Origin of the sequence: Chthoniobacter sp. (genome assembly GCF_040003245.1) — a bacterium.
Lineage (GTDB): Bacteria > Verrucomicrobiota > Verrucomicrobiia > Chthoniobacterales > Chthoniobacteraceae > Chthoniobacter.
Genome location: NZ_JBDUCX010000102.1, coordinates 1 through 22,653, shown reverse-complemented (window position 1 = coordinate 22,653; position 22,653 = coordinate 1). Strand labels below are relative to the sequence as shown.

Below are 22,653 nucleotides of genomic sequence, written 5' to 3'. Positions count from 1 at the left end.
CGCTTACTTCAGGCCGAGAACATCCTGCATGTCGTAGAGACCGGCAGGTTTGTCGTGAGCCCAGAGCGCGGCGCGCAAAGCCCCGCGGGCAAAGGTTTCGCGACTCGAGGCTTTGTGCGTGAGTTCCACGCGCTCGCCCGGCGCGGCGTAGATGACCGTGTGATCGCCGACGACGTCCCCGCCGCGGATGGCATGCACGCCGATCTCGGAGTTGGTGCGTTCGCCTACGATGCCGTGGCGGCCATGGCGGGCGTTCTCGTTGTAGGTCAACTTCCGGACTTCGGCCAAAATCTCCACGAGGCGCTTGGCTGTGCCGCTGGGCGCGTCCTTCTTCAAATGGTGATGCATCTCGACAACTTCCAGGTCGAAGCCGGGGCCGAGGATTTCCGCGGCCTTGCGGGTGAGCCAGAAAAGCGTATTCACGCCGACGCTGTAGTTGGGCGCGAAGACGATCGGGATCTGCCCGGCGGCATGCTTGACCGCGGCGACTTGGGAATCGGTGTGCCCGGTGGTGCCGATGACGAGCGTCTTCTGGTGCTCCATGCAACGGGCGAGCACAGGCTCGAGGGTCGCATGATTGCTGAAGTCGATGATCACGTCCGCGCCCGGCACGGCGGCCGCAAAATCGTCACCGGCATCGATGGCGGCGAAGATGTGCAGGTTGGGATCGCCATGCGCACAGGAGAGGAGCATCTGGCCCATGCGGCCCTTGGCGCCGTTGATGATGAGTTCGATGGGCTTGCTCACGGGATGAGTTGGAGTTGGCGCAGCGTAGCCGCGAGCTTGGCGCGGGGCGCATCGCCCATTTCGCAGAGCGGCAGGCGCACCTCGGGCCGCATCTCGCCGCGCAGGGCCAGGGCGTACTTGGTGGGCACGGGATTGGGCTCGATGAAGAGGTCCTTGAACAGCGGGTAAAGGCGGAAGTGGATTTCGCGCGCCTTTCTGGCGTCGCCAGAGACGGCCGCGTTCACCAGCGAGACAACTTCGGCGGGGATGATGTTCGAGGCGACGCTGATCACGCCTTCCGCACCGGCGGAGATGAAGGGCAAGGTGAGCGAATCATCGCCCGAAAGGATGGTGAACTCCGGCGGCAAGACCGCGCGCAGGGCGCTGACGCGCTCGACGGAACCGCCGGCTTCCTTGATGGCGACAACGTTCGGATACGCCTTCGCGAGGCGCGCGGTGACTTCCACGCTGATCTCGACGCCGCAACGGGCCGGGATGGAGTAGAGGATGATCGGGAGCTTCGTCGCCTCGGCGATCTTGCCAAAATGACGGAAGAGCCCTTCCTGCGAAGGCTTGTTATAATACGGCGCCACGAGCAGCGCGCCGTCGCAGCCGAGCTTCTCCGCCTCGACAGTCAGCGAGATCGCCTCGGAGGTGGAATTCGAGCCGGTGCCACCGATGACTTTGCAGCGCCCCGCGGCGGCTTTGACGCCGAGTTCGATGACGCGGTTGTGTTCCGCGTGGTCGAGCGTGGCGGATTCGCCGGTCGTCCCGACAGGGACGATCCCGGTGATGCCGCCGGCGATCTGGCCTTCGATGAGGCGGGCAAAAGCCGCTTCATCGATCCGGTCATTTTCAAAAGGCGTGACGAGCGCCGTGTAGGTGCCTGCAAACATAGAGCGTGCGATTTAAGCGAGAACGATGGCCTTGAATAGGAAAACCCGTGCTGCGGCGCGCCAAGGCCGGGGCGGCGCAACGAGATGGGGACGGCGAGTGGCGTCCGGTGCCGGACGGCCAATCCTTCGCCACCAAATCTGGAGTGGCTGGGATTAGGGCTTCGACTTGGTTTTGGTCTTGGCTTTCGGCGCGGCTTTCGGTGCGCGATTGCCCCGCACCCACGGCTTGCGCAGTGGGAACAGCGCGGGATAGCGGCTGCGACGATAGGAGATGAGCGCGTTGGCGGCGTGCGGGGTGCGCAAGCCGAATTCAGCGGCGATCATGGTGATCGAATCGCCGCGCTTCCACGCGGCGGCCAGCGCGGCCAGCTTGGCCTCGCGCTGGATCTTGCGCTGGCGTCTTTCCGCGGCTTCCCGCAAGTCGGTCTCCGCGCGTCTTTTCCTTTGGAAGGTCCGCCGCGGCACCTGGTCGTACATGGCCACGATCTGGCGCACGCGCTCGCGGGTGATGCCGTATTGCTCGGCGATGCGGGGATGGACGACGCCTTCGATATGCAGGCGGACGATCTCGGCGTCGCGCTTGGCCTGGCCGGGACGGCCACGACGTTTAGCCCTGGGTTTCTTGCCGTTCTTTTTCATGGGAGTGGGGAAAAAGTGGCGGCACCGCGCTGAGAACAGAACCGGGTGATGTTCATAGGTGTTTCAAAGTGTTCCGGCGATATATCAGAGCGCCGTCTGTCCGTCGAAGACGAAATCAGCCGGGCCGGTGAGGGTTACGTCGCGATAGACTTTGCCCTCCTGGCGGAAGGCGATTTCCAGCGTTTCGCCGCCACGCACTTTCACCGCGACGGGTGAGGGAGCGCCGGTCAGTTCGTGGAAGATGAGCGCACAGGCGACCATGCCGGTGCCGCAGGCCAGCGTCTCGTCTTCCACGCCGCGCTCGTAGGTGCGGATGGAAATGCTCTGCGGGCCGAGCTGCTGGACGAAATTGGCGTTGGTGCCCTTGGGCGCGAAGTGCGTGTGATAGCGCAGACCCGCCCCGAAACGGCGCACGTCCACGTCTTCCAGGTCGTCGACGAAAACCACGGCGTGCGGCACCCCGGTATTCATCGAGTGGACGGTGAGCACTTCGCCGCCGGAATCGAGAGAGGCATTGAGGTGAAGCGAATGCGGCTCGCTCATCTGGATGCGCACGTTGCCGTCGATGAATTGGGCGGTGATCTTGCCGGCCAGGGTCTCAAAAGAAAGGTCGCCGCTCTGGCCGCTCACGCGCTGGGCGAAACGTCCAAAGCAACGCGCGCCGTTGCCGCACATCTCGGCCTCTCCGCCATCGGCATTGTAATAGCGCATGCGGAAGTGCGCGCCATTCTGCGCGGGCTCGACGACGAGCACGCCATCCGCCCCGATCCCGCGATGACGGTCGCACAACCGGGCAATCTGCGCCTTGTCGAGCGCCAGCGTCCCATCGCGGTTATCGAGCATCACAAAGTCATTCCCAGCACCGTTCATCTTGGTAAAATTCAACATATCGGACGTGCCATTTAGCACCGGTCGGGCGCGGCTGCAATCGGCAGAGTGAATGAGATGGACTTTGGACCGGCGGTGATTTGTTCCACAGGGAAGTGATCAGGCGACATTGGTTTGGGAGGGTAGTCTCGAATCGCCGAAAAAATTAGAACCACGATTAGGCACGATTGACCACGACCCGGCACGATCTACAGAGGGGCGAAGCGACGCTTGCGAAGATCGGCTGCGTCGATTTTGACTCATTTTCCGGCGCCCGCCGAGTCGCGCCTCCCAAATGTTCCACAGAACCCACATGCGGACCATACTATAGCATGCCTGTCAAGCCTCCCTTGATATGCCATGCCCTCATTCGGCTATGGAGCCGTTTCAGAATGTTTTCGGGACCAAGGGCGCAACAACCGAGGCCGCTTGCGTCCAAGCCGGATAGTCTTTGGTGTCCCTTGGCGGACTACTCCCGCCCATTCCGTCATACGGTTGCATGATTTCACAGCCCGATAAGGCCAAGCAAGCGGCGGCCATCGTGACGTAAATCAGCAACTTCATTTTCTCGTTGGGGAAACCAATGACTCTCGCAGAGGAGGAAGGTCGCTCAGTACGCTGCGTTGCAGACGCCGGAAACTTCCTCGCACCACGTAGCCACCTTGGCGGCGATGGCGTTGCGGACGTTGCGCACTTCCTCCAGCTTCTCCGCGTGGATGCCGGTGAATTGGGCGGGGTCGGGAAAACTCCAGTGCAGGCGAATCGCGCAGCCGGGAAAAATCGGGCAGCGCTCCTCGCGGGACTCATCGCAGACCGAAATGACGTAGCCGAACGATTTGCCAGACTGGAAGACTTCCCACACCGACTTGGTGGCATTGTCCGAAATGTCGATGCCGTCTTCAGCCATCGCTTCGACGACGAGAGGGTTGAGCGTGCCTGGTTCCAATCCCGCGCTCTCGGCCTCGAAGCATTCACCGCAATATCGATTCACAAAGGCCTCCGCCATCTGGCTGCGTGCGCTGTTGTGAACGCAAACGAAGAGGATTCTCGTTTTCATGGCGAGCGCGAATTAAGAGCAGGAAGCCGCGATTGGGCAACTGGAAAAAGGCAGGGAATTTCCGTGCTGTTTTGTGCAGGAGTTTAGTTCAGTCTCGGAGACTCTTTGGAATTCCCCCCATCCCAGCCGAGAACATGAAATTCACTCCTTACCTCCGCTGCACTGCACGTCGCGTTTGCACTTTGTGCGCGGGATTGGTTTTTGGAACGCTTTGTTTCTCGAGCGATGGCGCGTCACCCAAAACCACCCCCGCGCCCAAGCTCGTCGGTGAGCAAGCCGATGGGGGCGTGCTCGTCACCACGAACCAATTCGTGACGCCGCTGGGGAAAGTCCAGTGGATCGATGGCGCCCGGCCGAAGGACATGGCTCTGTCGCCGAATGGCGCGACGCTGGCCGTTTTGACGACCGCGAAAGTGTTGCTCTACAAACCCGACGGCACGTTGCTGGGAGGCGTCACGGTGAAGCCGGGACCGCTGGGACTGGCCTGGCCGCCCGATGGGCTCGCGCTCTATGCCAGCGGTGAAGACGGGACGGTCTACCGGATCGGACGGGAGGGCGACGCTTGGAAAGCGACTCCTTTTCGCGCGGTCGATCCGAAGAAAGCAAAGGCGTTTTCCGCGAATGACCAATCCCCACTCAGCGAGGCGAAAGAGACCTCGGGACCGAAACGCAAAAACGAGCCGCAAGTGGCGGGGCTGGCCGTTTCGCCGGACGGTCAGCGGCTTTACGTGGCACTGGGGATTAGTAATGCGGTGTCGGTGGTCGATCTTACGACCAGGCAAAGCGTGGCGTTGATTCCGACGGGCATTGCCCCTTATCGGATCGCGCTCTCTCCCGACGGCAAATCATTGTACTGCGCCAACCGCGGAGGACGCGCCCCGCGCAAGGACGAAGCCAGCGCCCCTTCCGCGGGCACCCAGGTGCGGGTCGATCCCCGGACCGACGCGGCGTTGCGGGGCAGTCTGACGATCGTCGATACGGAGAAACTCACCGCCGTGGAGATCGAGGCGGGGCGGCAGCCCTCCGACATGGTTTTCTCGGCCGACGGAAAGACGCTGTATATCGCCAATTCGGATGAGGACAGTATTGGCGTGTTCGACGTCGGCCGGCGCGAGTTCCGGGAATCCTTTTCGCTGCGGCCGCCGCAAGACCCCGGCTTTGGCCAGATTCCCAATTCGCTGGCACTGTCCGGTGACGGCAAAACGCTCTACGTGGCCTGCGGCGGAGCCAATGCGGTGGCGACGCTGGATCTGCCGACCGGCAAAATCTCCGGTTACTTTCCGGCGGGTTGGTATCCCATCGCCGTGACCGAACGCGAGGGCCGGCTCTTCATTGCCAGCAGCAAAGGTTTCGGGACGCGTTACGCGAAGGAGAATGAGGCTTTCAAGGTGAGTGGATCGGTTGGGACGGTGCAGTTCATCGAGTCCGCACAACTGCAATTGAAATCCGAGCACACCCGGCGGGTCGCGCTCAACAACGGGTGGGGCAAGAGCGAATTGCCACCGCGCCCGGGCATGGCGGCGGTGCCGATTCCCGACCGGGCGGGGGAACCGTCGCTGTTCAAGCACGTCGTGTTCATCATCAAGGAAAACCACACTTACGACAGCACGCTCGGAGACATGAAGGAAGGCAATGGCGAGGCGGAGATTTGCCTGTTCGGCGAAGAGGTGACGCCGAATCAGCACGCGCTCGCGCGGCAATGGGTGCTGCTGGACAACACCTATACCAGCGGCACCAATTCCGCCGATGGACACCAGTGGACCGTCTCGGGCGTGGCCAATGGGTACATGGAGCAAAACTTCGCCGCGCATTCCCGCAGCTATCCCTACGACGGGGGCGATCCGCTGGCCTATTCGCCGAAGGGATTTCTGTGGAACGCCGCGGTCAAGGCCGGCAAAAGCCTGCGCGTCTATGGAGAGTTCGTGAACAAGCCGCACGTGGTCGACAAGACGACCGGCAAGACGCCGACATGGAAGGAACTCTGGGACGATTACCACGCCGGCACTGGAAAGTTTTCCATCACGGCGGACACCGATAATGCGGCCCTCAAGCCCTATCTTCATCCGAACTACATCGGGTTTCCGACGATCGTTTCCGACCAGTGGCGTGCCGATCAGTACCTGGCCGAGCTCAAGGATTTTGAAGCCTCCGGTAAAATGCCCGACTTGAGCATTCTGCTCCTGCCCAACGATCATACGACCGGGACCAAGCCAAACTACCCGACGCCGCGCGCGTCGGTGGCGGATAACGACCTGGCGCTGGGCCGGATCGTGGAAGGGCTAACGCATTCACGATTCTGGAAAGAGACGTTGATTCTTGTGATCGAGGACGATTCGCAACTGGGCATGGATCACGTGGACGGGCATCGGACGATCGCTTACTGCGTTTCGCCCTATACCCGGCGCGGCGCAGTGGTGAGCGAAGTTTACAACCACACCTCATTTTTGCGGACGATGGAACTGGTGCTGGGTCTGCCGGCGATGAACCGCTTCGATCGGACGGCGACGCCGATGACGACCTGCTTCGTCGATGAGCCGGATGCGACTCCCTACGCCCATGTGGCCAACCGGATTCCGCTGGATGAGATGAACCCACCGGTGGCCGCACTGCGCGGCGAGCAGAAGCGCCTGGCGCAAGCCTGCGCGCGACTCGATTGGTCGAATGTGGACAAGGCGAGCCCGAGCATTGTGGCGCGGGCCGTATGGCAGGTGCAGCGGCCGGGCGAAATATTTCCACGTAAGTGGTTCAATCTCAACGTGAAGGAGGGCGACGACGATTGAGCGAGGTCGAAGCGACTGCTCCCGCCATGGTCAGTGATGCCATGGTGAAAATCAAAGGATTGATACACGCGCCCCGGGAGGCTCGCGCGAATACGACTGGTTAGCGAAACCCTTTTTTCCAGCTATGCCTGAAAAGAATCCACTTCATCTGTGCTCAAGCGAAAAGCCGGAGCTTTATCAAGCCGTGCGCCTCTACTTTGAGGACGAGCACGAGACGTTGGGACATTGGACGGGGAGATTTTGGTGGACGCTGGACCGTGAAGCCGGGCCCCTCTACTGGCAGAATCTGGAGCCAAACTGGACGGGGATGGGGCAGACGTTGCAGGATTTTCGGAACTGAAGAAGCGTGCACTGGCCAGGGCGGCGGCATAAAAACGCGGGATGCGCCGCCTCTGCATCGTGCTGGTATTTCTCGCGTTGGGCGCTGCCCTGCGGGCGGCAGACCCCGAGGTCCACACATTTTCCATCGTCGCATTCGATCCCGCTACCGGTGAGCTGGGTGTGGCGGTGGAGAGCAAGTATTTCGGTGTCGGCAGCGTCGTGCCGTGGGCGAAAGCCGGGGTCGGTGCGGTGGCGACGCAAGCGCGGGCACGGGTGAGTTTCGGGCCGGATGGGTTGAGCCTCATGGAAGGCGGAAAATCGCCGCGCGAAGCGCTGGACCTGCTCCTGGCCGCCGATCCCGGCGCGGAGGAACGGCAGGTTGCATTCATTGACGCCCAGGGCCGCACCGCCGCGCACACGGGCGGCGGGTGCCAGGCGTATGCCGGCCATCGCGAAGGCAAAAACTATTCCGTGCAAGGCAACCTCCTCGCCGGGGAAGGCGTCCTCACCGCCATCGTTGAGGCCTTCGAAACCGCCCGCAAGAAGGAGGGAACCGAGCTCGCCGATTGGCTCCTCGCGGCGCTGCAAGCGGGTCAGGCGGCAGGAGGCGACCGCCGCGGACAGCAAAGCGCCGCGCTGCTCGTGGTCCACCCCAACGGCGGCCCCGGGGGCGACAACGACCGTTACATGGATTTGCGTGTGGAAGACCATCCCAAGCCGATTGACGAACTGGCGCGCCTGCGGGCGTTGCATGCGCAATTCTATGGACCGGTGCGCCCCTTGCAGAAATAGCACCGCTATGAACCGATGCGGGGTGCGGTGCTGCGTCTTGTGAGTGTTTCATTTTCCATTCGGCTGGCTCGGGAGACGGACATCCCGGCACTGGAGCGGCTGATTCCGTTGTCGGTGCGGGGATTGCAAGCGGCGACCTATTCGGCGGCGCAGATGGAGGCGGCGCTGGGGCCGGTGTTTGGCGTGGATCGGCAGCTAATTCGCGATGGGACTTATTTCGTCGTGGAAGGTAGGGGAGAGGTCGTGGCTTGTGGGGGATGGAGCCGGCGCAAGGCGGTCTTCGGCGGCGATCGCGAACGAAGCGGAGAGGATGCCATGCTCGACCCGACCGGTGATCCGGCGCGCGTGCGGGCGTTCTTTGTGCATCCGGATTATGCGCGACGCGGGCTTGGGCGCTTGATCCTCACGCGCTGCGAAGAGGCGATTCGGGCAGCCGGGTTTCGTGAAGCGATGATGGTGGCGACGCTGGCGGGGGAGCCGCTCTATGCGGCGTTTGGGTACGTGGTGGACGAACGATATGAGGTATCACTTGCCGGGGGGCTGACGCTGCCGGTGGTGCGCATGTCGAAAGTCTTCATTAAGCGTTAGTCACCTGTCCGCGAACAGAACGCCATACGTCGTTTTGCGGTATCTGCTGCGATTCAGGGAAGTGAACAGGATCCAGATTCGGACTGTCCAAGATTACAAAGAAAGAACCTGAAATATGACAACGCACGTTGACGAAAAAATCTACGGAAAGGTGATGGAACTGCACTTGAATGGCACACTGACCAAGGAGGACTATGCCCGGTTTGTTCCGGACACGGAGGAACTCATCCGGCAGCACGACAAGATCCGCATGCTGGTGATCATGGATGATTTCCATGGCTGGGACGCGGGAGCGCTGTGGGAGGACATCAAGTGGGATGCGAAGCACTTCAACCATGTGGAGCGCATTGCGATCGTCGGTGACGAGCGATGGCAGAAGTGGATGACGGGCTTTTGCCAGCCGTTCACGACGGCGACAGTGCAGTACTTCGAGCGCGATCACTTGCCCGAAGCGCGCGCGTGGCTGGGCGACTGACGCGCGGAGTGAAGGAAGAGGGTGGCGCCTCCAATACGATCGCGACGGCCTTTATACGAAGACCTTCGCGATCGGGGTGCCTTTGTCGGTGACGGGGATGGGGCGTTCGCCGTCCATGATGCTCTTGCCGGGATTGATGCCCATGGTGGCGAGGATGGTGGCGAAGAGATCGGGGACGCCGACGGGATCGGCGGCGACGGTCATCGCGAGGTCATCGGTGGTGCCGACGCACTGGCCGGTGCGCAAGCCGCCGCCGGCAAGGACGCAGGTGAAGGATTTGCCGTGGTGTCCGCGCCCGCCGCCCGCGTCGAAATGGGCCGGGCGGCCGAATTCGCTGGCAATGACGATGAGGGTCTTATCGAGCAACTTGTTCGCCTCGAGATCGGTGATGAGCGTGGCAACGACATGGTCGAGGCCGCGGATGAGGACGTGCAATTCGCGCTGGGCGGCATTGTGCGAATCCCAGCCGGCACCGTTGACGAAGTTGAGATTGAAGCCGACTTCGGTGAAACGGACACCGCGCTGAATGAGGCGGCGGGCCAGCAGGCAGCGCTGGCCAAATTCGTCGCCAAAGGCGGCGCGCACCGAGTCGGGTTCCTCGGCGAGATTGAAGGCCTTCATGAAGTCACCGCCCTGGAGGCGGAAGCCCTCGGCAATGGCTTCGTCGTAATCGCGCGGGGCGGCATCGCCGATGCGGCCGAGGTAATCCTGGCGGACGGTCTCGAGCAGGCTGTTGCGGCGCGCGGCGCGCTCATCGCTGATCTCGCGCGGACGGGTGAGGCCAGCGGGGCCGCTGGCGGTGTCGGTGAGGTAGACGTAGCCGGCCTTGGGCCCGAGGAAGCCGGGGCCGCGCGTGGCGCTCGGATAGCCCATGACGACATAGGCGGGCACGCCCTCGGCGGCGGATTTGCGCTCGTGGGCGACAATCGAACCGATGGAAGGATAGACGACACTGCCGCTGGGCAAGCGGCCGGTGTGCATGCGGTTGGTCGCCGCGGCGTGCTCGTCGATGACATTGTGATTTACCGTTCGCACGGGGATGAGCCGGTCGGCCATCTTCGCGAGCTGCGGGAGATGCTCGCTGAATTTCGCGTCGGGAATCGCGGTGTCGATGATGTCGTAATAGCAACCGGCGACTTTCTTGCCGTCACCGCGGGTCGGCTTGGCGTCGAAGGTATCGATCTGCGACATGCCGCCGCCGAGCCAGATGAAGACGCAGTGCTCGGCTTTGCCCAGCGGAATGGAGGGCGCGGCGCTGCCGATGCGGGGCAGGGCGAGCGCGCCGGCGGCGAGCGAAGCGCGGGTGAGGAAGTCGCGGCGGGAGAGGTGATTGATGTTCATGGCGGTGGAATCAGGGGACGTAGATGAATTCAGGGGTGAGCATGAGCGCCCAGACGGCGTCTTCCATGCGTTCGCGCCACGGGGCGGCGAGACGGGGGGTGATGGGGTCGCCGGCGCGGACGATCTTTTCGATTTCGTAGGTGACGGTGGTCGCCTCGGGATTGAGATGGTTGCTCCACATTGGGAACTTGGTGACGCGCGGCTTTTTCGGAAGATCACCGCTGGGAACGGCGAGGAGTCGATCCGCGTAGCCGGGCGTGAGGTCGGCAGTGAAGGCGGCGCGTTCCTTGTCGCTCGGGGAGCGGCTCAGCACGCGCTGGAAGAGTTGCGTGACGAGGTTGTCGACCGGCTGATCGCGCAGGGCGAGCAGGGTGAAGGCGCTGTCGTCGCTCAAGCGCGTGATCCGGGCGCCGAGCAGGCCGTTGGCGACGCTGGCGGGCTGGAGCACATTGGGCGCTTCCTCGCGGACGGTCTTGGGTTCGGCGCGGGAGTCGCGCCAGCCGAAGTTGAGGAGCACATCCATGAATGGTTGTGCGGTCGGCTTGGCCAGCGCGGGGCGGTCGCGCTCGTTGCTCAGGCCCACGAATTCCCAAGCGCGCTGCGGCTTGCCGAGATTGAGGAAATCCTTCACCGAGCGGTGCGCATCGAGATCGAGATTCAATTCCTCGCATTCGAATTCCTTCCCGGCGATCTGGAAGAGCGAGTCAATGAGTTGTTCGGCCGAGAGACGGCGGCGGGCCGGCGAGGCGAAGAGCCGCTCGTCGGACTTGGCGACGCGGGAACCGGCATCGGTGACGACGCGCTGGTAGGTCTCCGAATTGAGAATGAGCCGGGCGACGTGCTTGAGATCGTAGTCGTGGGTGATCAGTTCGCGCCCCAGCCAGGTGAGCAATTCCTTGTGCGACGGGCGGGCATTCTCCCAGTCATCCACGGGATCGACGATGCCGAAGCCGAGGAGGCGCTTCCACACGCGGTTGGCAACGACTTGTGGGAAGCGCTCATTGCGCGGGTCGGTGATGGTCGCGGCGAGTTGCTCGCGGGAGTCTTCGGTATTGCGCAGGACGCCGGGGAGGGCATCGGACTTGAGCGAGGCGAAGGGGAAGTGGGCCTCGATCATTTGGCCGGGCTTGAGCGAGACGACGACGTGGCTGTTCGGGTTAAGGCCTTGGGTGAGGCTGGAGCCCGGCACTTTCACCGGCGCACGCTGGAGCATCGCGGACATGGCGAAGAGGTCGGCCTGGTCGTAGGGATGATTGGGCGCATCGTGGCAGCGCGCGCATTTCATTTCCATGGCGAGGAAGGCTGAGGAAACGATCTGCGCCTTGTTGGCCATGGGGAGGTCGTTTTGCGTGGCCACGCCGAAGCCGGCGCTGCCGCCGCCGCGTTCGCTGCCTTCCATCAGCACGAGCGCGGTCACGAAACGATCCATCGCCCAGTTGTCGCGCAGAGCGTCCCGGAGGAAGAAGCGGAAGGGGCCAGTGTTGTTCAGCGTGGCCTTGAGGATGGCGGGGTTTTCGGCGAGGACGTCCTGCCAGTAAGGGATCCATTCGTCGGCCCAGCGCGGGTCGGCGAGCAGGCGGTCGATGGCTTTGGCGCGCTTGTCCTTGCTCGGGTCGGCGAGGAAGGCGGTGAGTTCCTCCGGGGTGGGCAGCAGGCCGATCGTGTCGAGCGTGACGCGGCGGAGGAATGAGGAGTCGTCAGTGAGAGCGGCAGGCGGGGTGTGCGATGCTTCCAGCTTGGCGGCGATAAAGGCGTCGATGGGATTGGCGGCACCGGCGGCTGGCAGTGCGACGGGTGTCTTCTTCGCAATCTCGGTGCGGGCGAGGTCGTGACGCGATTTCCAATAGGCCAGTTCGTCCGCGTTGGCGCGGCGTTCCACGGCCAGGGACTCGACATGCGCGCGCTGTTCATACGCGTAGTGTTTCCAGCCGTCGTCGGTGAAATCGAACCATTGATCGTTGCTCGTGAGCAGGCGGAAGGGAGCGCCATTGCTCGAGACGCTCAAGCTGGGCTGACCGAGTTCGGGACGCAGGTTTTTGCCGCCGACGAAGGTTTCGAAGACGATGACGTGCGGCCGGCCGTCGCCCTTGATCGTGGCCATGGCCTCGCTGTGGCCTGGTTGGAGCAGCGCGACTTCCTTGACGAGTTGCACCTGCAATTGATCCGCCATGGCCTCGGCGTCCGAGGCGCGGGTCGGTCCGGCCAGCTTCGGATAAAAATCGGAGGTGGCGACGATCTGGCCATCAATGGACAGGCGGCCGCCACGCATGGCGCGCACGAGCAGGCGGTTCTCGCCCGCGGGAAACGTGACGGCGCCGGCCATGCGCACAAGGAAAGGAATGGAGCGGTCCCGCCGGACGCCGCGGGGCGAATATTTCGAGATGATATCCGCGAGAGCGAAGGCTTGCTCATTCCAAGATTCGGTCCTGGTGGCCGGCACGTTGCTCCACGAGGCTTCCACCCCGGCGGCGACTTTCGATGTATCGGAGTCGTTGCTCGTCCAGTTTGCCGCGGAGACTTCGGCCTCACTCACGCCGTGCTCAAAGATTTCCACGCGCACGAGACCTTTGGGGAGTTCGTTGAGCTTGACGACAGGGGCTTTGACCACCGCCGGTTTCGCGACGAGGCCCGCGGTCCGCGCCTTGATCGCCGCATCCGTCAGGGCCGTACGATAGACGGCGATTTCGTCGAGGCGTCCGCGCAGGCTGGAGGCGGCGGAACCGCCCATCGAGGTGCCGATCCAGACTTCGTCATTGTCCGACCAGGGGCCGAGGTCCGTGGCGCCGCCCATGTCCCATTCCCCGGTTACCGGCGCGCCATCGATCCAGCATTTCGCACTGGCGGGTTCGCCGAATTTGTAGCTGACGGCCACATGGTGCCAGCCGTCGCCGGGCAGGAAGCCGGTCGTGGATGTCCAGCGATGCCAGAACTCTTCGCCGCCCTTGGTCGCATCGCGCTCATCGCGGAAGACGAAGCTGACCCGCGCACTGCCATCCGCCTCGCGCAGGCGCAGGCCCCAGTTTTGATTGTGCGGCGGCTGTCCGGCGCGACCCGTGCGGCCCTTGCCGATGATGTAGGAATTCTGGCCGTGACCGAGCGAGTCACATTGCACCCAGGATTCGATGGTGATGCTCTCGCCCTTTTTGAAGGCGAAGCGTTGATCGGTATCGGCGAGGCGCAGACTGGCGCCGGGTTGGTGCAGCGCCAGCGCGTGGGTGCTCTCGCCGAATTGCGGATAAGCGGGTGGGCGCGGACCGTCGCCCAGGTCGGCGCCGCCTTGCAGCAGCGGCTTGGTCGCCTCGGGGTTCGAGTTCCAATGGGCGATCGGTTTGTCCTTGGTCACGAGGTCGTCGTAACCGGCGGCGAAGGCGGAAGCGCTGAGCGCAACGGGGGCGAGGAGTCGGAGGATCAGGTTCACGGGAGGAAGTGTGTCACCAGAGAGTATCCCAGACACGCGCTCAGGTGAGGGATTTTTTACTAACACTTTCGGGGGATGGTGCCCGGAAGCCACCCTTGGTGCCTGCACAAAAAAAACTCGCACCTTAAATCGGCTTAACTGGGCTTAAGGCACCTTAAATTGGCCCCCTTTCCTGGCCCGGGCTCACGAAGCCGGCTGCATTCACCCGCACTAGGCCATTGCTGGAGTTTGCTGGCGGAGGCCTGGCGGGAAGGGAGCGCTCGGGCCGTGACGCGGGTCGTGGGATCGTCGGAGTTCATGGCGGCAAGTATGGCATGACACGGTGCAAAATGTGCATGGCCCCATTGGTTTCATTGGCTCCATTGCGGAAAATCGACTCCGCGCGCCTCAAAACAGGGCTGTGGGGCCAAATCCGTGCACAGGGCCTAATCCAACTGGATGAGGCCGCGCCGGATGCCTTCCGAGGTGGCCTGGGCGCGGTCGGCGACGCCCATCTTGACGAAAATGTTGCTGGCGTGGCGCTTCACGGTTTCCTCGGAAATGCCGAGGGCGGCCGCGATCTCCTTGTTCGCCTTGCCGCGGGCGATGAGTTGCAGGACTTCGCGTTCACGGTCGCTGACGTCCGGCGCGGCGACACGGCCGGCGAGACGCTGGGCCAGGGCGGGAGAGAGATGGCGTTCGCCGGCGGCCACGGCGCGAATGGCGGAGAGGAGTTCTTCGCGGGGCGCGGATTTGAGGAGATAGCCGCGAGCCCCGGCCTGCATGGCGCGGTAGATGTCTTCCTCACCGTCGAAGGTGGTGAACATGAGGACGCGGGCATCGGGCCATTCGCGACGCAGGTCGGTGGTGGCGGCGATGCCATTCGGGCCCGGAAGGCGCAGATCCATGAGCACGACGTCCGGCTGATGTTTGCGGAATTTGGCCACGGCTTCCTCGGCGTGGCCGGCCTCGGCCACCACGGTGAGGTCATCCTCCAGGCCCAGCGACGCGGCGAGGCCGCTGCGGACGACGTGGTGGTCGTCGACCACGAGGATGCGAATGGGTTTGGGCTTGGGCATGGGCGGTGGAAAACACTTAAAGCAAGGTACTGCGAAATACGCGAAAGGAGAAAACCGCCGAGACGCGGAGGCGCGGAGAAGGAGTGAGGATTTCGGCAGAGTATGTCTTTCAATCTCCGCGTCTCCGCGGTTCATCGTCAAGATGCGGTGGGCACGGTCACTTCGACCATGGTGCCTTTGCCGGGTTCGCTGCGGAATTGGAATTCACCGCCCAGTTTTTCCACCCGCTCGCGAATTCCGATGAGACCGAAATGGCCGGCGGGCACGGACGCCGTCGTGTCGAAGCCGGTGCCGTCGTCTTCGATGGCGAGACGCATCCGGGCGACGGTGTTGAAATCGAGGAGAATGACGATGCGTCGCGCGTCGCCGTGTTTCACGGCATTGGCTGTGGCTTCCTGGGCGACGCGGAGGAGCTCGTGACCGATCAACTCGGGCAGCCGTCGCGCCTCGCCGAGCGTGAGGATCTCGAGCTGGCGCCCGGCGGTAACATTGGCGACGGCGGAGCGGATGGCGTCGGCCAGCGGCTGCGTGGCGAGGGAATGGTCGCGCAGATTCCAGACGAAGCTACGTGCGCCGACCTGGAGTTGCTGGACGAGGCGCTGGGCGCCGGTGAGGAGTTCGCGGAGCTTGGATTCTTCCGCGCGGGTCGCCGCGGCATCGAGGCGCAGGCTCATGCCGACGAGTTCCTGCTCGAGGGTGTCGTGAAACTCACGAGCGATGCGCTGGCGCTCGTCGGCAATGGTCACGGCTTCGACCTGGGTGCGAATGAGCGCTGTCTGGCGGCGCACCTGCCGCCGCAAAAGCGCGGCCCACGCAAAGGCGAGCACGGCGAGCCCGAGCAGCGTGCCCGCGGCGATGGCGAGACGTTGCGTCGTCCACCACGGCGGACGGCGCAGGATGGTGATGTCGCCGGGGGAATTGCGCAGCAGCAGGTCAAAAGTGCGGGCACGGGTGCTGAAGCTGCGCGAGGGCTGCGTGGCTTCAATCACGTGGCAGACACCGGTGAGCCGCACGTGGGCGCCGGCGGCGGGGATTGCGGCGTCGGTGAGCGGAGCATGTGTCACGGCTTGAAAGACGGTGTCACCAGCCTGGACGGCGAGAAGGAGGCGATCGGGCTCGCGCACGACATCACGGACATCGGCTTCCACCTGGACGAGATCGGCGTCGAGTTTTCCGGCCGCGAGATCTTTCACCGCGGCGACGGTGGGCTGGACGCTCGCGGTTTCGCCGGTCCGCCGAAACACGGCGTCGTCGAGTTCCGCGCTCAAAGATCCCATACTGGGGAATCCGAGAGCTTCGACGACGTCGCCGGGCGCAAAGGCTTCGCTGGTACTGGTGCGCACGCGCAACCCTTGCACGTCGTCCCGCAAATAGATGGCGCTGCCCGGTTCCTGATGAGTGACCACGCCGCGCACTTTCACCCGGTGACCGGCGCGTCCGTTGGGCGCAAAGCGCAGGAGCTCCGAGGCCGGCGTGGTCTCGACGGCGAAAGGCTCCGCAGGCGCGGGTTCGAGCACGGTGACGTCCGCCAGCGAACGCACGCGGAGATGCGGCGCGACCAGTTGCCGGCGGTCATTGATGTACCCGGCGGCGATGCCGGCCACGCGGACCACGGCGTCGACAAGATGGTCGTCGACGGTTGAATCGTCGGTGACCGGATAGACGTCGAGGGAGCCGTTGCCGAGGGCGAGTTTGAGCACGGAATACTTCTCGCTCGGAGTGACGGAGCGGACGACGCCGTGCACTTCCACCCAATCGTAGTGAAACTGGCCGGAGGCGAGTTGTTCGTAAGTGATGTGGCGCGCTGCGGGCGGCTCGCCCTCGCTCAGAATGGTGACCTTCCGGCCGACGATGCCGGTGAGATACAGGCCGGGGTAAGATTCGCCCTCGAGGTCGATCTGCTGACCGGCCCGGAGTTCGGGCAGATTTTTGCCCCAGCGGATGAAGGTGGCACCGGTGTCGTCGCGGAGGAAGATGGTGCGATCCGGTTCGACGAGGGTGATGACCGCGTGGAGATGGATGGGGTAGTGGCGGGCCGCTTCGGTGGCGGGGAGGTTGCGGAGGTCGCGCGCCGTGGTGAGCGTGGGCAGGGGATCCTGCGCCAGTACCGGGAGGAAGCTGGCGAGAAGGATAAAAAGCGAGGGGAACAGGCGCACGGCATCAAGAGGGTAGCCGATGGCGCAAGCGGGGACGCAACTGCCCGCATTTTTCGAGGCCGCTCTTACTTAGTATCGCACGTAGACGCGGCGATGATGGCGCCAGTAGTAGCGGCCGCGAGCATCGTTGTAGTAGACGACGCCGACCGTCCCCGGCGCCACGACGACTTCTTCGCGGGCGTAGCGATGGTAGGGGTGGGGGCGGCGATAATAGGTCTCGCGCTCGCCGACGCAGGCGCTCAGGAGCATCGGGACGGTGGCGACAGCGAGGAGAAAGAGAGGTTTCATAGTTTTGCAGGGGATACGGAATTGGGCACACGGGCGGTTGCCCGGTCGGGCAACGGTCGGCGGGGGATAGGACGCGGCAATCTGGCCATGAATTCAATCTAAGCTGGCGCGGATGGCGTGATTTGGTCATTGGTCACCTCCCTCGCATTTTCGCCCCATTCATGAAACGCCTCCTCCCATTCGCCCTGTCCATCGCCACGCTCCTGGCCACGCCAACCCTGCGCGCGGCGGAGCCCGATTACCCGGTGAGCGAAGATTCCAAGGTGCACGACAACGTGCCGAAGGGCGAGTTGATCAAGTTCGACTTTGCCCAGTCGAAGATTTTTCCTGGCACGACGCGTGAGGTGACTATTTATGTGCCGAAGCAATACGATGGCACGAAGCCCGCGTGCGTGTATGTGAACCAGGATGGCGTGCAATGGGGTGCGCCGGTGGTGTTCGATAATCTCATCGCGAAAGGCGACATACCGGTGACGATCGGGGTCTTTTCGAAGCCCGGGGTCGTCAAGGCGCTGGATGGCAAGGCGGCGCTCGACCGTTTCAATCGCAGCTACGAATACGACGGCATGGGCGACGGCTATGCGCGCTTCGTCCTTGATGAATTGCTCCCTGCGGTGGAGCAGAAGACGACGAGCGATGGCCATAAGATCCTCCTGAGCAAGAATGGGAATGACCGCGCCATCGGCGGCAGCAGCAGCGGCGCGATCTGCGCCTTCATCGCGGCGTGGGAGCGGCCGGATGCTTTTACGCGGGTCTTCACCAGCGTCTGCACGATGGTGGGGCTGCGCGGGGCGAACGTGTATCCCACTCTGGTCCGCAAGTATGAGCCGAAGCCGATCCGCGTTTTCCAAGTGGATGGCAGCAATGACAACAATATCTACGGCGGCGACTGGTGGATGGCCAACCAGGAGCTCGAGCGCTCGCTGACATTTGCCGGTTACGAGCACGAGCACGTGTGGGGTGAAGGCGGGCACAGTGGCAAGCAAGGCACGGCGCTGTTTCCCGATGTGATGCGCTTCCTTTGGAAGGGCTGGCCGACGCCGGTGAAGGCAGGCGAAGGTTCGCCGCAGCTCAAGGAAATCCTGATCCCCGGTGAAGGCTGGCAGCAGGTGTGGGAGGGCGGCAAATTCACCGAGGGCATGTCGAGCAACGCAAAGGGGGAAGTGTTCTTCACGGACGTGCCGAACTCGAAGACCTACAAGATCGCGCTCGATGGCAAGATCACCGAATTCATCGCCGATTCCCACAAAGGCCTTGGGCAGGCATTCGGGCCCGATGGCAAGCTGTACGCGGTGGCCGGTGGGGCACAGCAGATCGTGGCTTATGACGAAAACGCGCAGGCGAAAACGATCGCGGAGGGCTTCCGGGGGAATGACCTCGTTGTCCTACACAACGGCAATGTCTATGTCACCGAGCCGGGCTGGGATGGCACGAAGCCGAGCAATGTGTGGCTCATCAAGCCCGATGGGACGAAGAGCGTGGTCGATACCGGGCTGAAGTTTTCCAACGGCATCACGGTGTCGCCCGATCAATCGCTCCTTTATGTGGCCGATTCGCGCAGCCACTGGGTCTACAGCTATCAGATCCAGCCCGACGGTTTGCTGAATGACAAGCAGCGGTACTATCACCTGCACATGCCTGACACCGCCGATGACTCCGGCGCGGATGGTATGGAAGTCGACAGCGCTGGGCGTCTCTATGTCGCCACGCGCCTGGGCTTGCAGGTCTGCGATCAAGCAGGGCGCGTCAATTGCATCATTCCGACGCCGAACGGCAAGGTGAGCAACGTCGTCTTTGGTGGCGCGGATTTCGATACCCTCTACGTTTCGGCCGGCGACAAGATCTACAAGCGCAAGGTCCACGCGAAGGCCGCGCCGAGCTTCGCCGCGCCGATCAAGCCAGCCGCCCCGCATCTTTAATCATTGCCACAGGCCCGCTGCTGCGGGCATCAACTGCACTCCCACCCGACTCCAGACACCATCATGAAATCCCCGCTCCTCACCAGTATCGCCGCCCTCGTTCTCGCCGCGCCCGCCTTCGCGGCCGATGAAAAGCATCCCATCGGTTACCAGGATACTCCGATCATCCCCGGCACGAAGTGGCATGTCCACGATGGCGAACGCCCGCAACCGCCAGTCGTGACCCCAGGCGAGCCGAGCACGATTGAAAAAGCCGGCACCGCACCGAGCGACGCCACCGTGCTCTTCGACGGCAAGGATCTTTCCAAATGGAAGATGGAAAAAGACGGCGGCGAGGCGGCGTGGAAGGTCGAGGACGGTCACATGGAAGTCGTCCCCAAGAGCGGCTACCTGATGACGAAGGACGAGTTTGGTCCCGATTTTCAATTGCACCTCGAGTTCGCCACGCCGAACCCGCCCAGCGGCGACAGCCAGGGCCGCGGCAACAGCGGCTGCTTCCTTTTCGGCCGTTACGAAATCCAGGTCCTAGATAGCTACAACAACCCGACCTACGCCGACGGCGGCGCCACCGCGATCTACGGCTATATGCCGCCGCAGGTGAACGCCTCGCGTCCGCCCGGCGTGTGGCAGATGTACGACATCATCGTCGAAGGACCACGCTTCACCCCCGATGGCAAGCTGGCCAAGCCGCTCGTCGTCACCGTGCTGCACAATGGCGTGGTCACGCAAAATCACACCGCGCTGATCGGTGAGACACCGCACCGGAAAGTCGGCGAATACCACGCCCATCCGGAAAAAGGCCCGCTCAAGCTGCAGGATCACGGCAACCCGATGCGCTACCGCAATATCTGGATTCGCGACCTGCACATGCCCACGCCCGAAGATATCGGCGACGGCCCGAAGATCGGGCAGTAATTGGCGCCTCCCGCGGGCACGTCCCGATCGCTCCATATGAAAAGCCAACTCCTCCCATTGGTCGCCTCACTTGTTCTGGGCGCCAGCCGCGCTTTTTGCGCTGAGGCCGGCGCGCCAAGCCAGGCTTTCGATCTGCATGAATGGAAACTACAGGTGCCGGGGCCCCTCGAGGTCAAGGACCTGCGCAATTACTCCTCTGGCTATTTCTTCCTCAATGGAAGCAAGGAGATGGGCTTTGCGCTCGACGCCGCCGAGAAGGGCGCCACGCCGAATACGAAGTATGTCCGCTCGGAATTGCGCCACATCGCGGATTGGACGGTCGACGGCAGCCACACGCTGACCGGTGAAGTGCGGGTCGTCTCGCACCTTAAGCCGGATAAAGTGACCGTGCTGCAAATTCATGGGATCACCCCGGACGGAGACAATGCCCCGCCGCTCCTCCGCATCGCGTTAAACAAGGGCGATCTTTACGCCGCGCTGAAGCCCGACAATACGGGCGACAAGACCGACATGGTATTGCTGAAAGCCGGGGTCAAGACCAGCTACGTCAAAGTCGCCATCGTGGTGAAAAGCGGGCAACTGCACATCGCCGTGGACGGACAGGAAAAGCTGAAGCGCGATCTTTCCTACTGGAAGTTCAGCAACTACTTCAAAGCGGGCCTGTATCCGCAAGCCACCACGGGCACGGCGCAAGTTTTCTTTCGCAGTCTCAAGGTGGAGTAGGGGGCCAAGGTGTGCTCTCTTGTCGCCGATGAAACTCACGCGGCTTTTCCTGCTCTCTCTCGGTTCGTTGCTCTTTGTCGTGGGTTGTGCGAATGAGCCACCGGCTCCCAAGCAGGACAGCCGCATCGGCGGGAGCGCCGGGGTGATCGTCTCGTCGCATGATATGTCGCGGGTAGTACCGACGCGGCCGACGCCGACGAATTGAGTATTGCGGAGATTGCCGGTGGCAAAATCCTGCCTAAGCGCCACGCCGACGCCGGGTGTTCTACGGCCAAAGCCGTGGATTGCCAGTCGACCAGCCAGCCCGTAAAACCACTGCTATTGTTCCTCCTCCGCATGAAATTTTTCCTCTATCCACTCCTTTGTTTGTGCGTCGTACCATTGCACGGCGCGCTGGATGATTCCCTCCAGGCACTTGCCGCCGTGGGACACGAGGGCAAGGGGAATGAAGCAGCCAGCGCCGCGTGGAAGGACGTGGTCAAGGCTGGACCGGCAGCGCTGCCGGCATTGCTCGCGGCGACCGGAAAGGGCGGCCCGGTAGCGGACAACTGGCTGCGCGTAGCTGGGGACACGATCGTCCAAAACGCGCTTTCGCATGGCCAGGCGCTCCCCGTGGCGGAGGTGGAGGCGTTTCTCAAGGACACCGCGCAGGCGGCGGCGGCGCGACGACTGGCGTTTGATTTATTGAAGCAAGCCGACGCCGCGCGGGCGGATGCGGTGGAGCCATCCTTGTCGACGGACCCGGTGCAGGAACTCCGCCGGGGCGCGGTGCAACGGCTGATCGAAGATGCGCAGGCGAAGCAGGGCGAAGCGGCCAGCGCTGCGTATCTCGCGGCGCTCGAGGTCGTGCGCGACGAGGACCAGACACGGGTCATTGCGGGCGAACTGCGCAAGCGCTCGGTGCCGGTCGATTTGCCGAAGCACTTTGGCTTTATCACGCAATGGCAGGTCATCGGGCCATTCGAGAATACCGAGCGCAAGGGTTTCGAGACCGTCTTTCCACCGGAAAAGGAAATCCGGCTCGAGGCAGCCTACGAGGGCAAAAGTGGTTCCGTCAAATGGCAGCCATTCGCCAGCGGCGACGAATACGGGAAACTCGATTTCAACAAGCCGCTCGGCATGTTGAAAGAAGTGACGGCGTATGCGGTGGCCACGTTTGACTCAACTGAAGAGCGCGATGCCGAGATAAGGCTGGGCTGCAAGGACGGCTGGAAAGTGTGGCTCAATGGCCAGTTTCTCTTCGGGCGCGACGAGTACCATCGCGGCCAGCAGATGGATCAATACAAGCTCCGGTGCCATCTGAAACAGGGCACGAACACGATCCTCGTGAAATGCTGCCAGAATGAGCAGAAAGAAACGTGGACGGTGGAGTGGGAATTCCAGCTTCGCGTTTGCGATAGCGCCGGCACGGCAATCCTGACTGCGGCGAAATGACCTCACCTTCCTCTTTCGCCATGCGCTTTCGTTCTTCGTTCCCACTCCTCGCTTTCATCCTGACCGCATCGACGTTGGCCGCGGACTGGCCGCAATTCCGTGGACCGGACAGCACGGCCGTCGCCCCTGATGGGCAAATTCCCGCCCAACCGAAGATCGACTGGACCGTACCGCTGCCGGGCCGCGGGCTGGCCAGCCCGATCATCGTCGGCCAGAAGCTTTTCATCACCTGCGCGAGTGGGCCCAAGCAGGAGCGCCTG

General features: G+C 63.1%; 20 protein-coding genes and 1 pseudogene. 11 read left to right on the top strand and 10 right to left on the bottom strand.

All coding sequences use genetic code 11. From position 1 onward, the window contains the following. Positions 1–3 precede the first annotated feature (3 nt). The 5 genes from dapB to ABJF10_RS15430 all read right to left on the bottom strand — a co-directional run bounded on the left by dapB (position 4) and on the right by ABJF10_RS15430 (position 4,185). Positions 4–747, bottom strand: a complete 744-nt coding sequence (dapB, locus tag ABJF10_RS15450; RefSeq protein ID WP_348545487.1) for a 4-hydroxy-tetrahydrodipicolinate reductase — start codon at positions 745–747, stop codon at positions 4–6. Then, positions 744–1,622 (bottom strand): 4-hydroxy-tetrahydrodipicolinate synthase, encoded by an 879-nt coding sequence (gene dapA, locus ABJF10_RS15445; RefSeq protein WP_348545486.1) that lies wholly within the window; start codon positions 1,620–1,622, stop codon positions 744–746. Before dapA ends, dapB begins: the two co-directional genes overlap by 4 nt. Before the next feature lie 153 nt (positions 1,623–1,775). Further along, complete coding sequence (locus tag ABJF10_RS15440; RefSeq protein ID WP_348545485.1) at positions 1,776–2,261, bottom strand: hypothetical protein; 486 nt, start codon at positions 2,259–2,261, stop codon at positions 1,776–1,778. An 84-nt stretch (positions 2,262–2,345) separates the two neighbouring features. After that, positions 2,346–3,149 carry a diaminopimelate epimerase gene (gene dapF, locus ABJF10_RS15435; RefSeq protein ID WP_348545484.1) on the bottom strand — a complete coding sequence of 268 codons (804 nt, stop codon included), beginning with the start codon at positions 3,147–3,149 and terminating at the stop codon, positions 2,346–2,348. A gap of 589 nt (positions 3,150–3,738) precedes the next feature. Next, entirely contained in the window at positions 3,739–4,185 is a 447-nt protein-coding gene (locus ABJF10_RS15430; protein ID WP_348545483.1) for an arsenate reductase ArsC, read from the bottom strand. Between the two features lie 134 nt (positions 4,186–4,319). Between ABJF10_RS15430 and ABJF10_RS15425 the strand changes: the two genes are divergently transcribed. From ABJF10_RS15425 to ABJF10_RS15405, 5 genes are all read left to right on the top strand, one after another. Next, positions 4,320–6,965: an alkaline phosphatase family protein gene (locus tag ABJF10_RS15425; protein ID WP_348545482.1), complete on the top strand. Its 2,646-nt coding sequence runs from the start codon at positions 4,320–4,322 to the stop codon at positions 6,963–6,965. Between the two features lie 124 nt (positions 6,966–7,089). Then, entirely contained in the window at positions 7,090–7,305 is a 216-nt protein-coding gene (locus tag ABJF10_RS15420; protein WP_348545481.1) for a hypothetical protein, read from the top strand. A gap of 41 nt (positions 7,306–7,346) precedes the next feature. Further along, positions 7,347–8,078, top strand: a complete 732-nt coding sequence (locus ABJF10_RS15415; RefSeq protein WP_348545480.1) for a DUF1028 domain-containing protein — start codon at positions 7,347–7,349, stop codon at positions 8,076–8,078. 39 nt (positions 8,079–8,117) lie between these two features. Beyond that, on the top strand, positions 8,118–8,666 hold the full coding sequence (locus ABJF10_RS15410; protein ID WP_348545479.1) for a GNAT family N-acetyltransferase: 549 nt from the start codon (positions 8,118–8,120) through the stop codon (positions 8,664–8,666). A 115-nt stretch (positions 8,667–8,781) separates the two neighbouring features. Continuing rightward, positions 8,782–9,141, top strand: coding sequence for an STAS/SEC14 domain-containing protein (locus tag ABJF10_RS15405; protein WP_348545478.1), 360 nt, complete (start codon positions 8,782–8,784; stop codon positions 9,139–9,141). A gap of 51 nt (positions 9,142–9,192) precedes the next feature. Here the strand turns inward: ABJF10_RS15405 and ABJF10_RS15400 are convergent, their stop codons facing one another. The 5 genes from ABJF10_RS15400 to ABJF10_RS15380 form a co-directional block, all read right to left on the bottom strand. Beyond that, the gene (locus ABJF10_RS15400) at positions 9,193–10,482 is read right to left on the bottom strand and encodes a DUF1501 domain-containing protein (RefSeq protein WP_348545477.1); all 1,290 of its coding nucleotides are present in this window, start codon (positions 10,480–10,482) and stop codon (positions 9,193–9,195) included. A 10-nt stretch (positions 10,483–10,492) separates the two neighbouring features. Beyond that, a complete protein-coding gene (locus tag ABJF10_RS15395) occupies positions 10,493–13,900 on the bottom strand; it encodes a DUF1553 domain-containing protein (RefSeq protein WP_348545476.1) in 3,408 nt (1,135 codons plus the stop codon). 425 nt (positions 13,901–14,325) lie between these two features. Then, complete coding sequence (locus ABJF10_RS15390) at positions 14,326–14,958, bottom strand: response regulator transcription factor (protein ID WP_348545475.1); 633 nt, start codon at positions 14,956–14,958, stop codon at positions 14,326–14,328. A 137-nt stretch (positions 14,959–15,095) separates the two neighbouring features. Then, positions 15,096–17,114 carry a sensor histidine kinase gene (locus tag ABJF10_RS15385; RefSeq protein WP_348545474.1) on the bottom strand — a complete coding sequence of 673 codons (2,019 nt, stop codon included), beginning with the start codon at positions 17,112–17,114 and terminating at the stop codon, positions 15,096–15,098. A 69-nt stretch (positions 17,115–17,183) separates the two neighbouring features. Beyond that, complete coding sequence (locus tag ABJF10_RS15380) at positions 17,184–17,402, bottom strand: hypothetical protein (RefSeq protein ID WP_348545473.1); 219 nt, start codon at positions 17,400–17,402, stop codon at positions 17,184–17,186. 161 nt (positions 17,403–17,563) lie between these two features. Here ABJF10_RS15380 and ABJF10_RS15375 point away from each other — a divergent pair, with 161 nt between their 5' ends. The 6 genes and pseudogenes from ABJF10_RS15375 to ABJF10_RS15350 form a co-directional block, all read left to right on the top strand. After that, positions 17,564–19,321 (top strand): SMP-30/gluconolactonase/LRE family protein, encoded by a 1,758-nt coding sequence (locus ABJF10_RS15375; RefSeq protein ID WP_348545472.1) that lies wholly within the window; start codon positions 17,564–17,566, stop codon positions 19,319–19,321. Positions 19,322–19,384: 63 nt separating this feature from the next. Continuing rightward, positions 19,385–20,236 (top strand): DUF1080 domain-containing protein, encoded by an 852-nt coding sequence (locus ABJF10_RS15370; protein WP_348545471.1) that lies wholly within the window; start codon positions 19,385–19,387, stop codon positions 20,234–20,236. 36 nt (positions 20,237–20,272) lie between these two features. Further along, positions 20,273–20,959 (top strand): polysaccharide lyase family 7 protein, encoded by a 687-nt coding sequence (locus ABJF10_RS15365; protein WP_348545470.1) that lies wholly within the window; start codon positions 20,273–20,275, stop codon positions 20,957–20,959. Between the two features lie 28 nt (positions 20,960–20,987). Further along, complete coding sequence (locus tag ABJF10_RS15360) at positions 20,988–21,164, top strand: hypothetical protein (protein ID WP_348545469.1); 177 nt, start codon at positions 20,988–20,990, stop codon at positions 21,162–21,164. A 131-nt stretch (positions 21,165–21,295) separates the two neighbouring features. Then, positions 21,296–22,393 carry a hypothetical protein gene (locus ABJF10_RS15355; protein WP_348545468.1) on the top strand — a complete coding sequence of 366 codons (1,098 nt, stop codon included), beginning with the start codon at positions 21,296–21,298 and terminating at the stop codon, positions 22,391–22,393. A gap of 20 nt (positions 22,394–22,413) precedes the next feature. Next, positions 22,414–22,653, top strand: a pseudogene (locus ABJF10_RS15350) (pyrrolo-quinoline quinone); the annotation flags it as partial.